Source organism: Sulfuricurvum sp., from assembly GCF_023250475.1.
Taxonomy (GTDB): Bacteria; Campylobacterota; Campylobacteria; order Campylobacterales; family Sulfurimonadaceae; genus Sulfuricurvum.
In genome coordinates this window covers 51,283-69,985 of the sequence record NZ_JAHFAQ010000001.1, presented here as the reverse complement: position 1 = coordinate 69,985, position 18,703 = coordinate 51,283, and the positions used below count along the sequence as shown (strand labels likewise).

The 18,703-nt window shown below is 46.6% G+C and carries 20 protein-coding genes; 8 read left to right on the top strand and 12 right to left on the bottom strand.

Annotated features, from left to right (window positions below):
• The 7 genes from Q0C19_RS00375 to Q0C19_RS00345 form a co-directional block, all read right to left on the bottom strand.
• The coding region (locus tag Q0C19_RS00375) for an aminotransferase class V-fold PLP-dependent enzyme (RefSeq protein ID WP_295051583.1) at positions 1-607 on the bottom strand (607 nt) is incomplete at its 3' end.
• Positions 608-690: 83 nt separating this feature from the next.
• Positions 691-1,338 (bottom strand): HNH endonuclease, encoded by a 648-nt coding sequence (locus Q0C19_RS00370; protein WP_295051556.1) that lies wholly within the window; start codon positions 1,336-1,338, stop codon positions 691-693.
• Positions 1,338-1,712, bottom strand: coding sequence for a HepT-like ribonuclease domain-containing protein (locus Q0C19_RS00365; RefSeq protein WP_295051553.1), 375 nt, complete (start codon positions 1,710-1,712; stop codon positions 1,338-1,340). The genes Q0C19_RS00370 and Q0C19_RS00365 overlap by 1 nt, the downstream gene beginning before the upstream one ends.
• Positions 1,705-1,995, bottom strand: coding sequence for a nucleotidyltransferase domain-containing protein (locus tag Q0C19_RS00360; protein WP_295051550.1), 291 nt, complete (start codon positions 1,993-1,995; stop codon positions 1,705-1,707). Before Q0C19_RS00360 ends, Q0C19_RS00365 begins: the two co-directional genes overlap by 8 nt.
• Before the next feature lie 51 nt (positions 1,996-2,046).
• A complete protein-coding gene (gene clpX, locus Q0C19_RS00355) occupies positions 2,047-3,258 on the bottom strand; it encodes an ATP-dependent Clp protease ATP-binding subunit ClpX (RefSeq protein WP_295051547.1) in 1,212 nt (403 codons plus the stop codon).
• Positions 3,258-3,854: an ATP-dependent Clp protease proteolytic subunit gene (locus Q0C19_RS00350; protein WP_295051545.1), complete on the bottom strand. Its 597-nt coding sequence runs from the start codon at positions 3,852-3,854 to the stop codon at positions 3,258-3,260. Before Q0C19_RS00350 ends, clpX begins: the two co-directional genes overlap by 1 nt.
• Before the next feature lie 12 nt (positions 3,855-3,866).
• Positions 3,867-4,697, bottom strand: a complete 831-nt coding sequence (locus Q0C19_RS00345) for an SIR2 family protein (protein ID WP_295051543.1) — start codon at positions 4,695-4,697, stop codon at positions 3,867-3,869.
• A 130-nt stretch (positions 4,698-4,827) separates the two neighbouring features.
• Here Q0C19_RS00345 and Q0C19_RS00340 point away from each other — a divergent pair, with 130 nt between their 5' ends.
• From Q0C19_RS00340 to Q0C19_RS00320, 5 genes are all read left to right on the top strand, one after another.
• A complete protein-coding gene (locus tag Q0C19_RS00340) occupies positions 4,828-6,081 on the top strand; it encodes a DEAD/DEAH box helicase (protein WP_295051542.1) in 1,254 nt (417 codons plus the stop codon).
• Entirely contained in the window at positions 6,078-8,198 is a 2,121-nt protein-coding gene (locus tag Q0C19_RS00335; protein ID WP_295051540.1) for a Tex family protein, read from the top strand. The genes Q0C19_RS00340 and Q0C19_RS00335 overlap by 4 nt, the downstream gene beginning before the upstream one ends.
• Before the next feature lie 111 nt (positions 8,199-8,309).
• Positions 8,310-8,738, top strand: coding sequence for an Hsp20/alpha crystallin family protein (locus Q0C19_RS00330; RefSeq protein WP_295051537.1), 429 nt, complete (start codon positions 8,310-8,312; stop codon positions 8,736-8,738).
• Positions 8,739-8,740: 2 nt separating this feature from the next.
• Entirely contained in the window at positions 8,741-9,766 is a 1,026-nt protein-coding gene (gene amrS / locus Q0C19_RS00325) for an AmmeMemoRadiSam system radical SAM enzyme (protein WP_295051534.1), read from the top strand.
• An 85-nt stretch (positions 9,767-9,851) separates the two neighbouring features.
• Positions 9,852-11,486, top strand: coding sequence for a methyl-accepting chemotaxis protein (locus tag Q0C19_RS00320; RefSeq protein ID WP_295051532.1), 1,635 nt, complete (start codon positions 9,852-9,854; stop codon positions 11,484-11,486).
• Between the two features lie 82 nt (positions 11,487-11,568).
• On the opposite strand, the gene Q0C19_RS00315 is transcribed toward Q0C19_RS00320, so the two are convergent.
• Genes Q0C19_RS00315 through Q0C19_RS00300 form a run of 4 tightly spaced genes read right to left on the bottom strand, consistent with a single transcriptional unit; the run spans position 11,569 to position 15,551 of the window.
• The gene (locus Q0C19_RS00315; RefSeq protein ID WP_295051529.1) at positions 11,569-14,088 is read right to left on the bottom strand and encodes a cation-translocating P-type ATPase; all 2,520 of its coding nucleotides are present in this window, start codon (positions 14,086-14,088) and stop codon (positions 11,569-11,571) included.
• Positions 14,085-14,708, bottom strand: a complete 624-nt coding sequence (gene pcm, locus Q0C19_RS00310) for a protein-L-isoaspartate O-methyltransferase (RefSeq protein ID WP_295051527.1) — start codon at positions 14,706-14,708, stop codon at positions 14,085-14,087. Before pcm ends, Q0C19_RS00315 begins: the two co-directional genes overlap by 4 nt.
• 20 nt (positions 14,709-14,728) lie before the next feature.
• Positions 14,729-15,202, bottom strand: a complete 474-nt coding sequence (locus Q0C19_RS00305) for a DUF2603 domain-containing protein (protein ID WP_295051524.1) — start codon at positions 15,200-15,202, stop codon at positions 14,729-14,731.
• Between the two features lie 10 nt (positions 15,203-15,212).
• Positions 15,213-15,551, bottom strand: a complete 339-nt coding sequence (locus tag Q0C19_RS00300; protein ID WP_295051521.1) for a TraR/DksA family transcriptional regulator — start codon at positions 15,549-15,551, stop codon at positions 15,213-15,215.
• 81 nt (positions 15,552-15,632) lie between these two features.
• Here Q0C19_RS00300 and arfB point away from each other — a divergent pair, with 81 nt between their 5' ends.
• A complete protein-coding gene (arfB, locus tag Q0C19_RS00295) occupies positions 15,633-16,055 on the top strand; it encodes an alternative ribosome rescue aminoacyl-tRNA hydrolase ArfB (RefSeq protein ID WP_295051518.1) in 423 nt (140 codons plus the stop codon).
• A 37-nt stretch (positions 16,056-16,092) separates the two neighbouring features.
• Here the strand turns inward: arfB and Q0C19_RS00290 are convergent, their stop codons facing one another.
• Positions 16,093-16,515 carry a host attachment protein gene (locus Q0C19_RS00290; RefSeq protein WP_295051516.1) on the bottom strand — a complete coding sequence of 141 codons (423 nt, stop codon included), beginning with the start codon at positions 16,513-16,515 and terminating at the stop codon, positions 16,093-16,095.
• Between the two features lie 142 nt (positions 16,516-16,657).
• Here Q0C19_RS00290 and Q0C19_RS00285 point away from each other — a divergent pair, with 142 nt between their 5' ends.
• Positions 16,658-17,263: a class I SAM-dependent methyltransferase gene (locus Q0C19_RS00285; RefSeq protein ID WP_295051513.1), complete on the top strand. Its 606-nt coding sequence runs from the start codon at positions 16,658-16,660 to the stop codon at positions 17,261-17,263.
• A 59-nt stretch (positions 17,264-17,322) separates the two neighbouring features.
• Positions 17,323-18,681, top strand: coding sequence for a nitrogenase iron-molybdenum cofactor biosynthesis protein NifE (gene nifE / locus Q0C19_RS00280; protein WP_295051509.1), 1,359 nt, complete (start codon positions 17,323-17,325; stop codon positions 18,679-18,681).
• Positions 18,682-18,703: the final 22 nt, after the last annotated feature.

The window sequence follows — 18,703 nt, the reverse complement described above, 5'->3', positions numbered from 1 at the left end:
AGAAGGTGAGATAATCGATCGGCGTTGCGGTGAGATCGACTTTCACTTTTCCAATCGCTTGAACGGCGTCGGTATGGAACAAAATCCCCCGTTCTTGCGCGATGGCGGCGACCTCTTCGACGGGGAAAATCATCCCCGTTTCATTGTTTGCCCACATGATGGAGACCAAGATCGTTTTGTCGGTGATTGCCGTACGAATCCGTTCCGCGCTGACATATCCGAATGCATCCACATCGACAAACGTGATCTCGGCACCGTTCTCTTCGAGAAAATGGAGAGTTTCTAGAACTGATGGATGCTCGACCGCTGAAGCGATGATGTGGTTTTTGGATGGATCGCGGAGGATATGTTTGAAAAAGACTCCTTTGAGGACAGTGTTGTTACTCTCGGTCGCACATGAGGTGATGAGGATGTCATCGGCATCGGGAGCGTTCAGGGCGTCGTACATATTCCCCATCGCTTCGTTTAGATAAGGGCGCACTTCGATACCGTACTGGTGCAATGAGTTCGGATTACCGTAAAGCTCTTCGAAAAAAGGCTGCATTTTGACTTTGACGATAGGATCGAGTTTGGTGGTGGCATTGTTATCTAAATAGACTCGTTTCATTGTTTGTCCTCATATGTCGGATAGTATAAGGAGAGAATGCAAGATTTGTTCGAGGATTAATAAGAATATCAGGTTTTTAGATTCTATAAATTACTTTTGCCAAGATTACATTTTGAACATAACGTTTGTAGATTTTCATATGAGGTATCGCCACCTTTACTCCAAGGCACAATATGATCTAAATGTAATTCTATGGATGGATCTTTGGCTGGACTTGCACCACATTGTTTACACGTAAAACTATCTCTTTGTAAGACTTTAAATCTTAAACGCAATGAAGGATCACGTCCTGTTTTCTTTTTTGTGTCAATTTTATTTTTGGGAGCAACTAGTTTTTCATCATTTGCCCATGCAACGAAATTTAGAAGTGTATTTGTCCAATTTTGAAATCTTCGATTATATGGACTTTGAGAAAATTCAGAAAAATCATTCGTCAAATCGCTTCTTCTTGGTTGACGACCGAGATGTTCCCATAAATTTAAAAGGTTGTTAAATAAACGCTCATCAGATATATTGGTTTCATTAGAAAATTGCAATTCAGCAGCTTTAAGAGCTTGATTCCATGTACCAAATTTGCGGCTTACGGTAGTATCGTCATAATAGCCATTTTCTCTGTATTCTTTTTGAGTGATTGTTTCTTTATTAAGTTTTTTTGCAATATTTTGTAAATCATTAAGAATTTCTTGTTCTGATACAGAAGCTTTACGAGTTGGAACAAATTCAAATTGCATTATGCTATTACATCCCGTAGCATTTGCTCAATAGTCTCTTTTAACGTCTGAATATCGTTTTTACATACATCAAACACCGCTTCCGCGTTGAGATCGAAATAGTGATGGCTGATAATGTCACGCATCCCCTTGACCGATTTCCAATCAACGGCAGGATAGTTCAGTAGCAATTTTTTATCGGTGATTTTATCGACGTTTTTGAGGCTTTCACCGATCGCGATTAGCTGCATACAGATGGCATCGAGTTTTTCATGACCTGCTTCATCTTCTAAAAAAGCATCAGAGGTAAGGATGGGTTCAAATCGTTTGAGGATGCGCTCAGTTGCGCCGTGAATCTGAGTAAGGGTTTCGATCAGCAGAGCCTTTTCAGGCATAGATCGCTTCTTTTTGGATTCGTTCTTTTAAGAATGTATTCATGCTCTCACGGTAGCTGATGAGATCGACATGGGTGTGCATCAGTTCTTCGAGATCGAGACGGATGCGGGAGAGTTTAAAAAGATTGGGGTGTTTCGTCTCAATCACCACATCCACGTCGCTTTCCTGCGTCGCTTCATCTCGTGCAACGGAGCCGAATATACCGATGCGAACGATTCCGAACTCCTCCGCATGGTTACGTTTGTACGATTCTAATACTTCAATGGCATCTTGCAGTTTCATACGGTGATTATAACCTAACTGACACCCCATAGGCAATAGGGTGTATTTCAACTACGCTTCCGCGTGCTCTTCTTTGTAAGTGTAGATAGGCTCTTTTGACGGGTCTTCGATGACCGCTTCAGTAATGGTGACACTCGCAATCGCTTTGTTCGACGGACAGCTAAACTGCAACGGCAGCATCGCCTCTTCGATAATCCCCCGTAATCCCCGTGCACCGACACCTCTATCAATCGCTTTTTGTGCTACCGCTTCGAGTGCTTTGTGCTCAAAATTCAGCTCGATGCTGTCCATATCAAACAACGCCTGAAACTGTTTGATAAGGGCATTGTCCGGTTCTTGGAGGATTTGGATCATTTGATCTTTGGTGAGTTCACCCAGCTGTGCGACGACGGGGATACGTCCGATAAACTCAGGGATCATCCCATAATGCACCAGCGCTTTGGCATCGATTTTTTTCGGTTTCGCATCGGCAGAGGCGCTTTTGCTGAATCCCACTTTGTTGGTTTTTTTCGTATGGGTGTCGGGGACGAGACCGACAAAGGCTCCTCCGCAGACGAAGAGGACGTGAGAGGTGTTAAAGAGTACCGTCTCGGTGGTGGAGTTTTTACGGCTCCCTTTTACGGGGACGTAGACTTCGGCACCCTCTAGGATTTTGAGGAGCCCTTGCTGTACTCCCTCACCCGAGACATCGCGACCCATCGTGGAGCTTTCACCCTTGCGGGCGATTTTGTCCACTTCGTCGATATAGATGATACCGCGTTGCGCAAGGTCGATGTCGTAGTTGGCGGCGGCGAGGAGCCTAGAGAGGATGCTCTCGACGTCTTCACCCACATAACCCGCTTCGGTGAGGGCTGTCGCATCGGCAACGGCAAACGGCACCTGCATGATCTTGGAGAGCGATTTGGCGAGCAAGGTTTTTCCGCTTCCCGTCGGCCCTACGAGCATGATGTTCGATTTTTCGAGTTCGACATTATTGTAGACCGGATTTTCGATCCGTTTGTAGTGGTTGTAGAGGGCGACGGCGAGCACTTTTTTCGCGTCATATTGACCGATGATGTATTTGTCCAAAAACTCGACAATTTTCTCAGGAGTCGGGAGCTGCTGCTGCATTGCGGAGCGTTGCTCATAGCGCACCTCTTTTTGCAAAATAGCCGAACAGGTCGTGATGCACTCGTTACAGATATGGGTTGTCTCGGAAGAGAACATTTTTTTCACTTCGCTTTGTTTTCTTCCGCAAAATGAACAGGTTTTTTCGGTACTCATCAAACATCCTTTGGGCTGAATTTGGTGAGGATCGTATCGGCAAGACCGAATGCGATCGCTTCAGCGGCTTCCATATAGTTGTCGCGGTCGGACTCTTTCTCAATCACTTTGGCACTTTTTCCGGTTGCTTCGGCTAAGATGACATAGAGACGGCGTTTGAGATTTAGAATATGTTTTGTATGGATTTCGATGTCGCTCGCCTGACCCGAGTATCCTCCGAGAGGCTGATGAATCATCACTTCGGCATTGGGGAGCATATAGCGGTGTCCATGCTCTCCGCAGGTAAACAATACCGCCGCCATGGAAGCAACAAGCCCCATAGCATAGGTATGGACGGGAGCATTGATGAGATTCATAGTATCTAATATAGCTAATCCCGCCATAACCGAACCGCCGGGTGAACTGATATACATGTGAATCGGCTCATCGGGATCCATCGCCTCCAGATAGAGCAGCTGAGAGACGATAACCCCCATCATGTGATCGTCGATTGCTTCGGTGATAACGATGACACGGTCTCCGAGGAGTTTGGAAAAGAGATCGAAATAACGTTCTCCACGCGGTGAAACATCTTTAACGGTTGGAATGTAAGGCATGATATGCTCCTTTTATACAAATGCTTTGATGAATTCGCTTAACGACATCGGAACCACTTCAAGATGGTGTTTTTCGATGAACTTCTTCTCTTTTTTACCCAACTCTTTGTCGGTGATAACATAGCCCCCTTCAAGATCGAGGCTCAGTTCGTTGGCCACCATACGGTCGGTATCGTGATCAAACGAGGTTCCCAAAAAGAGGTATTTTTTTGCTTTGCGGTAAGTTTTGAGGATTTTCGGGACGGCAAATCCCCCCATCGCTTCGGTGAGCCAATCGACATAATCGGCGTCAGAGATAACAAAGCTCGGATTAGGCAGCGGTGAGCCCATCGGCTTAAAGAGGATTTTTTCGGCGGTTTCGAGCACTTCATCATCAACGAGAAAATATTTTTGGTTTTCGACATCGTACTCGTACACTTCATAACGGTTCAAATGACCCATAATTCGTGATTTTCCGATAATAAGGACATGCGGTGTGTACGCAAACAGCTCTTGAAGTTTTGTGTCGCGATTCGTATCGACAATGTAGCGCGGGGACATATCGGCGATTGCTCTGTGCAGCTGGGTCGGTTCAAATGGTTTGGTATAGATGTGATTAATAAGCTGGGTCATATACTCTACGCCGCGGCGTTGTTCGATATGCATTGCGGCGCGTGAGTACTCGAACATGAGCCGCGGCGACATCGCCCGTCCGTCGTTCATGGCAAAAATCAATGAGTCACTGTTATACGGTACCGCTTCACCCTCTTTGGTCATAATTCCCTCAAATACCCCCAGAGCGAAGTAGGGAATCGTGGTTTGGTTGCGCAACTCTTTTTTGATTGTCTCAATTATGGTGTCCATCGTGATCCCTTGTAGAGCTTTGGAGAGGAAGATGCATTTTATGTTCTTATAAGACGGAGATACAATCGCATTTAATCCGCTTTACACCTAAATAAACTTATACTTCCTCTACTATTTACGAGGATTCACTATGCCATTTTCACAACTCGGACTTTCATCTTTGCTTCACCGTGCGGTGAGCGAAGAGGGCTATACTCAGCCTACCCCCATTCAGGAAAAAGTGATCCCTCTCATCCTCGAACACCATGATCTTCTCGCTCAGGCACAGACAGGGAGCGGTAAAAGTGCCAGTTTCGTACTCCCTATCTTGGAGCTGTGGACAAAGACGCGCGGCGAGGGGAAAGGGAAGATCAAAGCTCTTATCCTCACCCCGACACGGGAATTGACGCAGCAGGTAGCGCAGACGTTTGAGACTATGGGGAAATACCTTCCGACAAAACCGAAAGTGGTGAGTGTCATCGGAGGAGAGAGCATCGGCGATCAGCTCTACGCGATTCAGCAGGGGTGCGACATTCTTGTCGCTACTTCGGGTCGTTTTCTCGACGTACTGAAAAAAAAGCAGATGAATCTCTCCCATCTGGAGTTTTTTGTCCTCGATGAAGCGGACAAGATGCTTGATCTCGGATTTGCAGAGGAGTTGGAACTGATTTTAGAGGCGATTCCTCTCAAGCGTCAAAATCTTCTTTTCTCCGCGACTTATCCGCCGAAAATGGAAGCGATTGCCGCTAAAATCACCCAGAACCCGATTCATGTGACGATAGAAGCGCAGACGCCGACCGTAGAGAGCATCCATCAACGGGTTATCGAGGTGAATCCCGAAAATCGAGGTCCCTTGCTGAGACATCTTCTTGAGAGTGAAAAATGGGAACAGGTGCTGGTCTTTATGGCAAACAAAAGAGCCTCGGACAATATCGCCGCGAAGTTTCGAAAATACGGATTTTCGGCGGACTCCTTTAACGGGGATCTTCTCCAGGAGGATCGTACCCATGTACTGAAGCAGTTCAAAGCTAAAAAAATACGTATCCTCTTTGCCACCGATATCGCCGCACGCGGATTGGATATCGACGACATCACCTGCGTCATCAATTTCGATCTTCCCCGCTCCCCCTCTGATTATATCCACCGTATCGGAAGGACGGGTCGTGCGGGGAAATCGGGTCTTGCGATTTCATTTATCGGATTTGCTGAGCGCGATCATTTTGCCCTGATTGAAAAACGCTCCTCTATCAAACTTCCGCGTGAGCAGATAGAGGGGTTTGAACTCGCAGGAACTCCGCCGCCCAAAGTAAAAGGCCCCGACTCGGTCAAAGGAAAAGGGAAGAGCAAAAAAGACAAAGCGCGTGAACTCGCCGCCAAAAATGCAAAATCTTCAGGAAACCAATGAATCCTCTTATCGACCTAATTTCTCAAAAGACGGGACTTACTGCCAAAACCGTTACTAATATCCTAAAGCTCCTCGAAGAGGGTTCCACGATCCCTTTTATCGCCCGCTACCGCAAAGAGATGACGGGGGGTGCTACCGACGAGCAGCTGCGTGAGTTTGAAAATATCTATGGCTACTCGAAAAAACTGTTGGATCGTAAAGAGGAGGTTTCCCGTCTTATCGCGGAGCGTTCTGAGTTGAGCGGTGAACTTCGCTCACGCCTGAACAACGCGTCAACGTTGCAAGAGGTCGAAGATATCTACCGCCCTTTTAAAGAGAAGAAAAATACCCGTGCGGGTGCTGCCATAGCGGCAGGATTGGAGCCGTTAGCGGATTTGCTGGAGCGTGCGCAGTTAGAGTTGGGAGAATTCTCGAAACGTGCGGATGCGTTTATCAAAGGCTCTATTGTCTCACGCGATGAAGCGATCAAGGGGGCTCAGGATATTGTGGCGGAGCGCTACAGCGACGATCCGCGTGAGCGCGACCACTGGCGCCGTCAGATACTCGATTACTCTTCGTTTGAGATTAAGGGGACAAAAGGGCTCAAAGAAGAGGGATTATTCGCCAAACTCGCAGGGAAAACGGAGAAAATATCCGCTATCCCTTCTCATCGTTATCTCGCAATCATGCGTGGAGTGAGTGAAAAAGAGTTGAGCGTCAAGATTACCCTCGATATGGATCGGGTGGAGAATACGATTAAGAACTACCGTATTCCGCGCCATGCCAAAAGCTCTCAGACGCTGCTGTTGGCGAGTTATCTCGATGGCTTCAAACGCCTCCTTTTCCCCTCGTTGGAGCGGGAAGTTCATGCGATGGTCAAAGAGAAATCCGATCTTCAGGCGATCAATACGTTCGGTAAAAACCTCTCACAGCTTCTAGGGTCTCCTCCCGTCACGAAGCGTTCTATTTTGGGAGCCGATCCGGCGTATCGGACGGGGTGCAAACTTGCCGTAGTGGATGAAAACGGTATGTATCTCGATCACGCCGTAATCTATCCGACACCGCCCGTGAATGACTATGAAAAGAGTGCAAAAGTCGTAAAGCAGCTGTGTGAACGTTACGGAATTAATGCCGTCGCTATCGGCAACGGCACTGCGTCACGGGAGACACAGGAATTTTTTGCGAGGTTAAACCGTGAAGAGGGGCTAAATCTCTCTTATACCGTCGTTTCCGAAGCGGGGGCATCGGTCTACTCCGCCTCCAAAATCGCCCAAGAAGAGTATCCGCAGCTTGATGTAACGATTCGGGGAGCGATTTCGATTGCCCAGCGTCTGCGTGATCCAATGGCGGCACTGGTGAAGATCGATCCCAAATCACTCGGGGTTGGGCAATATCAGCACGACGTCGATCAAAAGCTCTTGGAGAAGAAGCTCGGCAGTGTCACCGAGGATCTGGTCAACCGTATCGGGGTCGATCCTAACAGTGCTTCGGTCTCACTCCTCTCCTATGTCGCAGGGGTAGGGGCAAAAGTTGCTCAGGCGATTGTGGAGTATCGCGAAAAGAGCGGTCCGTTTACCTCCAAACAAGAGCTCCTCAAAGTCAAAGGGCTGGGGGCGAAAGCGTACGAGCAGTGTGCGGGATTCTTTCGGATACGGGAGGGGAAAAGCGTGTTGGATAACACGGGTGTCCATCCCGAGAGTTATGAAGCGGCAAATGCGTTGATAAAACGTCATGATCTCTCCTCGATTTCTAAAGAGATGCTCCCCTCTATCGCACAGGAGTTGGGGATAGGGGAAGCGACGCTCAGCGATATCATCGCGGAGCTGCGAAAACCGGGGTTTGATCCGCGCGAGAGTTTGCCTCCCATTATGTTTCGTTCCGATCTCACCGATATTAAAGAACTGCGTGAGGGTTCCATTGTCTCAGGGGTTGTCCGAAACATTGCCGATTTCGGTGCATTTGTCGATATCGGACTCAAAAACGACGGATTGATTCATATTTCCCAGATGAGCGAGAAGCGGATTTCGCATCCTCTTGAGGTACTCAGTGTCAATCAACAGCTCTTAGCTATTCGTGTTGTCGAGGTGGATGTTCCCAAAGGGAAAGTAGGGCTGAGTTTAAGAGATATACTAATTTAATTTGTTTTTTAATGTATTGTTTAATGTGCATGGTATTAAAATTATTGCAAGCAGAGATTGACTGAAAAGTGCGGTTGCGTCTCTGTAAAATTACGCTGTAAAGGATTTACCATGTTGTTAACACGATTTGATCCGTTTAAAGAGTTGCGTACATTGGAAGAGCGGATAAACGGAGCCTTTTCACCTGATCTGAAGAAAAATCTTTTTTCAAGCTTTACCCCCTCCGTAAACACGAGAGAAGGGGAGTTTGCTTACCACATTGACGTCGATCTTCCCGGTGTCAAAAAAGAGGACATCAGTGTGAAGGTCGAAAACGGTATTTTGACCCTTAAAGGGGAGCGAAAAGAGAAAAAAGAGGTTAAAAAAGAGGATTATTATCAGTGTGAAAGCAGTTTCGGCAGCTTTACGCGAAGTTTTACCCTCCCATCAAACGTGGATGCCGAAAATGTTCATGCCGAGAATAAAGACGGTGTCTTAGAAATTACCCTCCCTAAAAAAGAGACGAAAGGGGAATCTGTAAAACAGATTAAGGTCAAATAGTTGTGTCTTCCGTTGCATGGCTCTCACACAAACTTGAAGACGGAAGGATTGCATGTGAAGCATGTAATCAGCACTGTAAACTCGGTGAGGGTGAATACGGAGTCTGCGGTATTCGTAAAGTAGAAAACGGAGAACTTTATCTCCTCACCTACGGCCTTGCGGCTGCGGTTAATGTTGATCCGATCGAAAAAAAACCGATGTTTCATTTTTTACCGGGCTCACAGGTCTTTTCGTTCGGAACGGTCGGCTGCAATTTTTCGTGTAAATTTTGCCAAAATGCCGATATTTCCCAGTACCCAAAAGAGCATCATCACGATATTATCGGGAGTTCGCTTTCCCCTCAGAAGGCAGTTGATCTAGCTCTTGAATACGGATGCCAAAGTATCGCTTATACCTATAACGAACCGGTTGTTTTTTTCGAATACACCTATGATACCGCCCGCCTTGCCCATGAGGCGGGATTGAAAAATATCTATGTCACCAGCGGCTATGAGACCCATAAAGCAATCGATACGATTGCCCCGTATCTGGATGGGATGAATATCGATATCAAAGGGTACAGTCAGTCGTTTTACAAAGATATCTGCGGCGCTTCGCTCAAGCCGGTACTCGATACGATTGAGTATGCCCACAAAAAAGGGATATGGATCGAAACGACGACACTCCTTATTCCGGGATATAACGATTCAGAAGATGAGATCCGTGCCATTGCCGAGTTTCAGGCATCGCTTGATCCCTCAATGCCGTGGCATATCAGTGCTTTTCATCCTATGTACAAGATGATAGATACTCCCCGTACTCCGCCATCAACCCTTCGTCGTGCCTACGAAATAGGCAAAGAGGCGGGATTGAAATACGTTTACGTCGGCAATATCGATGATGAATCGCGTGAATCGACCTATTGTCCGACTTGTCATAAACCGGTCATAGATCGGCATGGCCACATCGGTCAATTTGTCACCAATCGTCTTGTCAATCTCACTAACTGCCCTTACTGCGTCACCTCAATTGAGGGGATTTGGCGTTAGTATCTTTTTTAAGCAATTTGCGATCCTTTTGCAACATTAGAGCGGTATACTTCCGAAAAAATGTTTAATAAAAAGGCAATTCGTAATGTTTCAATCATTGACAATTAAAGCGAGATTATGGATGTCTGCCGTAATTTTTGCGGCAGGTTTTTCACTATTCGCACTCTTTTCATACATGGCTATGAGCGCTATCAAAATTAACGGAGAACTTTATCACGAGATCGTCCAGACGAAAGATCTGATCGCTGACATCCTTCCTCCCCCTGAGTACATTATCGAGACACGTTTGGTCAGTTTGGAAATGCTTCAAACCAAAAACAGTGTGGAACTCGCCGAATTTATTAAAACACTCAATCGGCTTCAGGACGAGTATAAACAGCGCCACCAATATTGGGTAGACAACCTCCATCATGATAAAATCCGTCCCCTGATGATCGACAAAGCGTATGCACCCGCCATGAAATATTATGAGATACTGGAGAAAAAATACATACCCGCGATCCGTTCGGGTGATTTGAGTTATGCTTCTTCTCTGGCATCGGGAGAACTTAAAGAGGCTTATTTCGAGCACCGTAAAGCGGTTGATGAAATTGTCGTCCTTTCCAACGAATACGCCCAAAGCAATGAAACAAAAGCATCGGATCTTTTGAAAACCGAAAGTGTGAAGCTTTTTGTCCTCTTTACGGTTATTTTTATCGGTGTCATTGTTATCGTGTATCAATCGATTCAGATCATCTTGAAGAAAATCGGTTCGATGTCGGTATTGGCGAATGAACTTCTGAACGGAAATTTAACGCATCGTATTGCTATTAGCGGAAAAGACGAGATTTCAGCTGCGGCATTGAACATTAATGAATCTCTTGACACGATGCAAAAAGTGATGAGAGATATTAAAAACATCTCACTAAAAAACGGTGAGACGGCGGCTGAACTGAGTTCGACATCTTTGGATATCGGTAAGCGGATCGAAAAAAATGCGAACGAGATTGTCGTCAATCAGCACGAACTAATAAACGTCGAAAAAATTATCGAATCAACGACGTTGCAGTCGATGCAAATGGTTAAAGAGATCGAAAACGCCAATACGATGTTGCAAGAAGCCAAAGAGAAAATTGCCTGTATGGATGATAATATTCAGCACAGTTCACAAGCCGAGAGTGAGTTGGCGGAGGATTTGGAACGGCTTTCCCAAGAGGCGGTTCAAGTCCAGTCGATTCTGACAATTATCGGTGATATCGCCGATCAAACCAACCTTTTGGCATTGAATGCGGCAATCGAAGCTGCCCGTGCAGGTGAACACGGACGCGGTTTTGCGGTTGTTGCCGATGAAGTGCGTAAATTGGCGGAACGTACCCAAAAAAGTCTCTTGGAGATCAATTCGACCATTCAAATTATCCTTCAATCGATCAATGACGCCGGAGAAAAGATGGAGATCAACGCCAAAGCGATTCAGGCGACTTCCGAATCGTCCAAATCGGTTCAAGACGTTATCATGACGACGGTTGAGACGATGTCAAAGGCCAAAGAAAAAGTTGAAATAACGGCCAAAGAATCGGAACGTGCCAAAACGGCGATCAACAGCGTATCGGCACTTTTCCAGTCTATCAACGTCTCTTCGGCTTCCAATGCCGTCAGTGTGGAACAAATAGCCGATACGTCAAAAAATCTTGATGAGATGAGCGAAAATCTGAATGCTCAGTTGAAGCAATTTAGAACATAGAGCTAAAAATCAGAGAATGCTATAGGGACTTTCATGATCGGTATGGTTGCCTTGATCAATTTGTCACCAACTCGTCAATCTTTCAATTGACGGTGTTTGGCTCTAACCAACGGTTATGTATCCCCTGCATCAGCAATAGCCATATTCCGCAAATACCAAAGAGTACCCCCGCTCCGCTGATGTGAGAGAGGGTAAGTTGAGCAAACCCGAGCATATCCCGCAAAACGGGAATCAATAATACTACCGCAAGCAGCCCTATTACTCCTCCAAACATATAAATCAGCATCGGATTGGCTCGATTAAAACTAAATGGGATGGAATCGGCAAAATCGCTGTTGACTAGTACCAGCAGAAATAAGGCAAAAACCAGCGCTGTAAATAGGGTGCTTTGAATGGAATGGATCATCCATCCCATCTGCAGCAATTGGAGATAACGGATCAGCAAGATAAGTGCGATTCCCGCTCCCTGAATCAATGCATATCCTATGTTTTTTCTACTAAAAGGGGTTGTGCTCAAATGGCGCGGCGGACGCTTCATAATGTTTTTTGCTGCGCTTTCCGCTTCAAAAACAACGGCACAGGCAGGATCGATTAGCAGTTCAAGCAGTACGATATGAAGCGGCATCAGCAACGTCGGCCATTGCAGCAGTGCAGGTATCAGTGTTAGAGCAATGATAGGGATATGGACGGCAAAGGTAAAACGGGTCGCTTTGGTAATATTGTCATAGATAGTTCTCCCTTGCCGGATTGCGGCGACAATACTGGCAAAACTATCATTTAATAAGACAATGGCGGCCGCTTCACGCGCCACATCGGTTCCCCGCTCGCCCATGGCAATCCCTACATCCGCCGCTTTCAGTGCCGGTGCATCGTTGACGCCGTCGCCGGTCATTCCCACGGTATCGCCGTTTTGCTGCAACAGCCGAACTAGGCGGAGTTTTTGTTCGGGCTGCATACGGGCGCAGATATCGCACTCTTGAAGCCATACGAGTAAAGTTTCATCGTTCAGTCTCGAAATTTCATCGCCTGTGATCACGTTAGGGCGATCAGACAATCCCACCTGTCGTGCGATAGCACGTGCCGTAGCCGGATGATCTCCCGTCAGCATAAGCACGCGTATCCCGGCATTTCGGCATTCGGTGAGTGTGGTAGAAACTTCGGGACGCGGCGGATCCATAAAGCCGATAAGCCCCAAAAAAATAAAATCAAAATCATGTTGGCTTTTGGGCCAAATCGGCTCCGATTCAGTCGCTTCCAGCTCGCCTCTGGCTATCCCCAATACCCGCAGACCGCGAGAAGCCATATCTTCAACCTGAGATTGGATATCACGGCGTCTGGTTTCCGAGAGATGGCACAAATCGATGATGGCTTCGGGAGAACCTTTCGTCGCGAGGAGGTGCAATGAGGGATCGATGTCCGAATAGACCCGGGTCATCGCCATAATGTCTGCCGAGAGCTCGTAATGAAACTCGGGATTACACTCATCATGAAGATGTTCCGTGCCTACTAAGTGTGCATGTCCAAACGATTGGATCGCTTTTTCCATCGGATCATACGGATCAGTAGGGGTTGCGAGAATAGCAAATTCGACTAATGAGTGAAATATTTCAGGAAGTTTGTTTTCTTGGTCGGTACTAAACGTTCTATCCTCTGCTGATAATTCGGCAATCTGCATCCGGTTTTGAGTCAATGTTCCGGTTTTATCTACGGCGAGGATAGTGATCGCCCCTAACGCTTCTACCGCGGATACACGGCGGGTCAGTACCTTTATTTTCGTGATGCGCCAAGCACCGAGAGCCAAAAATACAGTCAGAATGACGGGGATCTCTTCGGGAAGGATAGCCATTGCCAGAGCGATTCCGGAGAGAAGACTTTCTAGCAATGAAAGGTGATTCAACCCCCAATTAACAAGGATTAGCGAACATGCCACCCCTACAGCGATCAGGCTTAGCACGCGGATAAGGGATCGGGAATCTTTTTGCAGAGCGGATACGCTCTCTTCGGTTCTGCTCAGCGATTGACCTATATGCCCGATGGCCGTATCTATTCCGACAGCATGGACTCTCGCGAACCCGACTCCTTTGGTGACTACGGTACTGGCAAATAACAACCCTTCGGCTGCTTTGTTCACCGGCACCGATTCTCCGCTCAGGAGTGATTCATCGACCGATAATTGCCCTTCCAGCAGCCGCGCATCGGCGGCGATACGATCTCCTTCGTGCAGAACCATCAGATCGCCTTGAACCACCTCTCGTCCTGGAATACGGATCTCTACACCGTCTCGAATCACCAACGCACGGGGAGCGGAAAGATCGCGCAGTGATTCCAGCGCACGCTGCGTTTTGTGCTCTTGAAACAGCGTCATACCTATAACGGCAAAGACAAAGGTTAATAGAAAAAAAGCTTCTGCTTTGTCCCCTAACGCCAGATAGATCGTTCCGGCGATTAGCAGCATCAAAAACATCGGTTCTTTAATGACGTCTATCAGAATACGGGAGAATTTTTTAGGTTCCGTTTCGGGGAGTACATTGGAGCCGTATTGCATTCGTTTAGCTATTGCTTCATTACTGCTCAATCCAACCCATTCGGTTTTTGCCCTCATGTTTTTGAGCCGATAAGAGGGACAAAAACAAACCCGGGGAGCTCATAGGCGTCAAAGGTTTCGTCCTCATGTTTGGTGAGGCGCCAAATACTGTTTTGTACAGGGATGACGAGTGTCCCACCCGATTTGAGTTGATCGAACAGAGCCCTTGGCATTTCGGGTGCGCTTGCAGAGACAAGGATACGGTCATACCGTCGTCCCGGTTTTCCGAGAATTTGAGAATCGATCAAGCTAATGGAAGCATTGTATATACCTGCCGTCTGTAAGTTTTCTTTCCCGTATTCAACAAGGGAAGGGATAATATCAATCCCCTCAACAAATCCCGATTCTCCTACTGTTGTGGCTAAAAGCGCCGTCGTCCACCCCGATCCGGAACCGATATCCAATACTTTGTCACCGCTGTGCGGTTGGAGAAGCTCCAGCATAATCGCAACGGTGTAGGGCTGGGATATCGTTTGCCCATTTGAGATCGGCAAAGGACGGTCTTCGTATGCATACGGACGAAACTCTTCGGGGACAAAATCAATACGGTCGCATTTTTTGAAGGCGTTGATCAGAGAAAGAGAACGGAGAACTCCTGAGGCAATCAGATGATCAATAAGCTGTTGATTGCTATGCATGTGATTTCTCCGTAGTCTATTTATTCTTTTTGTCTCAGTATCTGATCGAGATGATAAAAAAGATTCGGATACTTTTGCTTTATTTCGTTCACAAGCCAATCCAAATCGATGCTGACGATTGTACTGTCGGACTGTGTACGAGCCATTGTCCGAATCCGATCCATCGCCACTTCCCATACATCCTCAAAGTCGATCGGCAATTGTTGCCAAATCGCTTTTTCAAGTTTATGCTGAAAATTTTCGCTTTGACTAACACTTAGCAGTCGTACGATCTTGGATATAGATTCGACAGAGGTCAAAGCATACACCTGATCCTCTTCATCAACAATGATCCACGGCTGTTCTTGATTCCAGCCTCCTTGCAACAGTTCAAGCTGCCGGTGCCGTTCATCCGAACCGGGCGACATTTTTACCACCGTCATTTCTGCGGGATCGATCCCCATTTTTTCGGCAATTTGGCTTAAATGGTTATGTAAATGATCAGGATACGGCATCGTAACTCTTTTACTCGCCTACGACGGTTCGTGCCGTAGGGTTGGCATTTAATCTCGCAACAGGGATTGGTTTACCGGTTCTTTCACAAATACCGTAGCTCCCCAGTGCGATTTTGTTGAGTGCCGCATTGATTTCGGCCATCTCCGCTTCCAACTTTTGCAAAAGCGCTTGGTCGGTTGTATTGTTGATTTCAAGTCCTGCCATGTCTTCTATATCATCGATTTCATCTTCGTTTACAATGCCGTTTAGCTCCGCTTTGGTGAGAGAAATATTTTTTTCTATTTTTGCTTTTTCTGTTTTGAGGATCGCTTCGAATGCTTTGAGATCCAGATCGTGTCGTGTACTCATGATATGCCCCTTTTTTAACAAAAATTTAACTATCATTGATGATAACAAAAAAACGGTAAAAAGGGGAGGAAAATCTATAGTATGCTGATTATTTCAAATACGATCACGATCCCCGATACCGAGATCGAGATTACGGCGATCCGCTCTCAGGGCTCTGGCGGGCAGAATGTCAACAAGGTATCTACGGCAATCCATTTACGCTTTGATATCAACGCTTCAACGCTTCCGGACCTCTATAAAGAGCGTCTTTTGGAATTGGCCGATCATCGGATCACCAAAGCGGGGATGATCAATATCAAATCCCAAGAATCGAGGAGTCAGGAAGAGAACAAAGACGCGGCATTGGAGCGGCTCAAAGAACTTATTAAAAGTGTTATGGTGACGCAAAAAAAACGTAAAGCGACCAAACCGACCCGCAATTCGCAGAAACGGCGGATGGACAGCAAGACGAAGCACGGGAATATTAAAAAGATGAGAGGAAAGATGAACGGAGGGGAAGGGTGATCGTCAGACCCGTTTCCCGTTTAGTGTTCATGAATACTCAAAAATGAGAGAGCAAATCCTCTGCAGGACAGTTAATGAGATCGGCCGCAATATTTTTTGCCAATGCTTTGCGGGCGGTTTCGGAGAGGGCTTCCGTCAGCTCTTTGTGATGCTTTGCGGGAAATGCAAGATAACAGGAACTTTCCGGAACATCAGATAAAAATGCAGAGATATCGTTTGCGATATGACGAATCAAACGCTGTTCGCTTTCGTGCTCTATCCCGTAATCATCACCGCTGTCGTGACCGAATCGGCCTCGATCGTCACTGAGTTGTTTACTGATAGCTTGACGTCCGTCAATGTAGTCTAAATCGTACTTAAGATCCAAATGATAGCGATCCGTTCCGCTGATCCACTTTACTTCATAACTTTTCAGTTCACTCATATCTGCAACAATAATAAACTTTCCATTGTGTCCCATCTGATTCTCCTGTTATTTCGAAGATTTTAAATGATTCTTATAATATGGTACTCTCGTAATCATAAAGAAAAGTTTACGGTATCTATATTAATGGATATGCTTTATAATACACATTATAAATACCTACGATAAAGAGTCAAAGATGAGTGAACGTTTTAACCAAGCCGCCGTGGGATGGGATCAGGGAGATATGCGCCAAAATATCGCCCAAGCCGTCTTTCAAACCATTACGAGCCGAATCGCTTTATTAAATCATATGAATATTTTGGATTTCGGTGCGGGGACGGGGCTGCTTAGTTTTAAAATCGCTCCGATGGTCAAAAGTGTTGCCGGCGTCGATCTCTCCGAAAAGATGCTGGAGCAGCTGGAGAGTAAAAATACCGAAAATATGTATGTGGAAGCGATTTGTCAAAATATTTGCGAAGAGGCTTTGGAAAAACAGTTTCACGGGATTGTCAGCTCAATGGCGATGCATCATGTCCAAGACACGGCAGCTTTATTCAGCGCATTTCACGACCATCTCAAACCAGACGGATTTATCGCAATTGCCGATCTTGAAGCGGAAGACGGAACTTTCCATTCCCATGGAAATGAGGGAGTCTACCATTTGGGATTTGAGAGAGAGATATTGCGTGAAACGATTGAAAAAGCGGGATTTGATCATGTCCGATTTCATCATGCCCATAGCGTTGAGAAAGAGAACAAAAACTATCCGATATTTCTGGTAACCGCCACTAAACGAATGTAAAAGCCTCTGCTCGCACGCTTCTTGCATTGGAAAGGATACTTCAGCTTTAGGAGTATCCTATGGTCAGCCGCGCGAAAATTAAAGAACTTATGAATGAGAGCGCCTGTTCACACAGCAAAGAGAAAAAACCGGGAGAGGGGTGCGATAAGCCTAAACCGGGACTTGCCGCAGGGGGATGCGCTTTTGACGGTGCCCAAATTTCCCTTTTCCCATATTCGGATGCCATTCATCTTGTTCATGGCCCCCAAACGTGTCTGGGAGCATCATGGGAGACTCGTGAGACAAAAACGTCGTATCCCGGACGAGATCATACCCAGATGGGATTTACCACTGGGATCACGACCAATGACGTCATATTCGGCGGGGACAAGCGTTTGGACGCATCGATCGATTATATTATGGAAAACTATCGTCCCGAAGCAATTTTCGTTTATTCGACGTGTGTAACGGCACTTGTCGGAGATGATATCGATATGACCTGTAAGAGAGCAAGTGAAAAACACGGGATTCCCGTCGTTCCGGTTCATGCGGCAGGTTTTGTCGGAAGCAAAAATCTCGGTTCACGTCTAGCCGGGGAAGCGGTATTGGAACATCTGATCGGTACGAAAGAGCCTGAAAAAACAACCCCTTACGATATCAATCTTATCGGTGATTACAACGTAACAGGGGATATGTGGCAGTATTTACCTATTTTTGAGAAGATCGGCATCCGTATCCTCAGCTCACTAAGCGGTGACGGTCGGGTAGGCGATATCCGCATGGCACATCGTGCCAAACTCAATGTTATCGTCTGCGCCAAATCGCTTATTACGTTGACTCGTAAAATGGAGGAGCAGTACGGTATCCCGTGGATATCGGTGTCGTTTTACGGCAAGCGTGATACATCGTTTGCTATCCGAGAGATCGTGAACGCTTTGGGATCTCCTGAACTCATTGCGCGTGCCGAAGCCGTGATCGCGGAGGAAGAGGCGGCTTTGGAAGTGAAATTGGCTCCGTACAAAGCCCTCTTTAGCGGGAAAAAAGCGGTTCTCAATACCGGCGGAAACAAAGCGTGGTCGATTGCTTCGGGGTTGCAGGATTTGGGGATCGAAGTGGTAGCGACGAGTGTTGCCAAATCGACACAGGATGATATTGATAAAGCGCGCGAATATTTGGGGGAGAACGGTGTTTTGATGACAAAGCCCGCTTCCGAGCAGGGAAAAATTATCGATTCTACAGGGGCACATATTCTCCTAGCGGGAGGGCGAAGTCTCTATACGGCGATCAAGAAAAAAATCTCCTTTATTGATGTCAATCAGGAGAAGAAAACGAGCTACGGCGGATACGGCGGATTGCTCAATCTCGCGGAAGATTTGAAATACGCGTTCCGTAATCCTGTTTTTGCCAATGTCGGAAAACCGGCTCCGTGGGAGATGTAGAGAGAAATAATTGGGCATAATA

Coding starts and splice junctions, on each gene's coding strand:
- Q0C19_RS00370 (WP_295051556.1), bottom strand. CDS start 1,338: ATGCAATTTGAATTTGTTCCAACTCGTAAAGCTTCTGTATCAGAACAA.
- Q0C19_RS00365 (WP_295051553.1), bottom strand. CDS start 1,712: ATGCCTGAAAAGGCTCTGCTGATCGAAACCCTTACTCAGATTCACGGC.
- Q0C19_RS00360 (WP_295051550.1), bottom strand. CDS start 1,995: ATGAAACTGCAAGATGCCATTGAAGTATTAGAATCGTACAAACGTAAC.
- clpX (WP_295051547.1), bottom strand. CDS start 3,258: ATGAGTACCGAAAAAACCTGTTCATTTTGCGGAAGAAAACAAAGCGAA.
- Q0C19_RS00350 (WP_295051545.1), bottom strand. CDS start 3,854: ATGCCTTACATTCCAACCGTTAAAGATGTTTCACCGCGTGGAGAACGT.
- Q0C19_RS00345 (WP_295051543.1), bottom strand. CDS start 4,697: ATGGACACCATAATTGAGACAATCAAAAAAGAGTTGCGCAACCAAACC.
- Q0C19_RS00340 (WP_295051542.1), top strand. CDS start 4,828: ATGCCATTTTCACAACTCGGACTTTCATCTTTGCTTCACCGTGCGGTG.
- Q0C19_RS00335 (WP_295051540.1), top strand. CDS start 6,078: ATGAATCCTCTTATCGACCTAATTTCTCAAAAGACGGGACTTACTGCC.
- Q0C19_RS00330 (WP_295051537.1), top strand. CDS start 8,310: ATGTTGTTAACACGATTTGATCCGTTTAAAGAGTTGCGTACATTGGAA.
- Q0C19_RS00320 (WP_295051532.1), top strand. CDS start 9,852: ATGTTTCAATCATTGACAATTAAAGCGAGATTATGGATGTCTGCCGTA.
- Q0C19_RS00315 (WP_295051529.1), bottom strand. CDS start 14,088: ATGAGGGCAAAAACCGAATGGGTTGGATTGAGCAGTAATGAAGCAATA.
- pcm (WP_295051527.1), bottom strand. CDS start 14,708: ATGCATAGCAATCAACAGCTTATTGATCATCTGATTGCCTCAGGAGTT.
- Q0C19_RS00305 (WP_295051524.1), bottom strand. CDS start 15,202: ATGCCGTATCCTGATCATTTACATAACCATTTAAGCCAAATTGCCGAA.
- Q0C19_RS00300 (WP_295051521.1), bottom strand. CDS start 15,551: ATGAGTACACGACACGATCTGGATCTCAAAGCATTCGAAGCGATCCTC.
- arfB (WP_295051518.1), top strand. CDS start 15,633: ATGCTGATTATTTCAAATACGATCACGATCCCCGATACCGAGATCGAG.
- Q0C19_RS00290 (WP_295051516.1), bottom strand. CDS start 16,515: ATGGGACACAATGGAAAGTTTATTATTGTTGCAGATATGAGTGAACTG.
- Q0C19_RS00285 (WP_295051513.1), top strand. CDS start 16,658: ATGAGTGAACGTTTTAACCAAGCCGCCGTGGGATGGGATCAGGGAGAT.
- nifE (WP_295051509.1), top strand. CDS start 17,323: ATGGTCAGCCGCGCGAAAATTAAAGAACTTATGAATGAGAGCGCCTGT.